The sequence below is a fragment of the Stenotrophomonas sp. INTA L402-1 genome (assembly GCF_059295135.1).
In genome coordinates this window covers 1-546 of the sequence record NZ_JCAFWP010000223.1, presented here as the reverse complement: position 1 = coordinate 546, position 546 = coordinate 1, and the positions used below count along the sequence as shown (strand labels likewise).

The following is a 546-nucleotide window of genomic DNA, read 5'->3' as shown; positions in this document are numbered from 1 at the left end:
GTAGTGTGCAGCACGCCTTTCGGCTTCCCGGTAGAACCGGAGGTGTAGAGAATAAACAGCGGATCTTCGGCGTTCATCTCTTCCGCCTGGTGCTGATCGCTGGCTTGCTCAATCAGGTCGTGCCACCACAGATCGCGCCCTTCCTGCCAGTCAATTTTCCCGCCAGTACGCTTCAGTACCACCACATGTTCAATGCTGGGGACGTTCGGGTTTTTCAGCGCGTCATCAACGTTTTTCTTCAGCGGAATACTACGCCCGGCACGCACGCCTTCGTCGGAAGTGATCACCAGTCGTGAGTTAGAATCGATAATGCGTCCGGCAACGGCTTCCGGCGAGAAGCCGCCGAAAATCACCGAATGTACCGCGCCAATGCGGGCGCAGGCCAGCATCGCGACCGCGGCTTCCGGTACCATCGGCATATAAATCGCAACTACGTCACCTTTTTTAATGCCCAGCTCGAGCAGGGTATTGGCGAAGCGGCAGACGTCGCGGTGCAGCTCTGTATAGGTGAGATGTTTGCTCTGGCTGGCGTCGTCGCGCTGTCTC

General features: G+C 57.3%; 1 protein-coding gene. It reads right to left on the bottom strand.

Annotated elements, in window-relative coordinates:
* On the bottom strand, positions 1-546 hold a 546-nt coding region (locus AC5O77_RS22480), incomplete at both ends, for an AMP-binding protein (protein ID WP_494507256.1).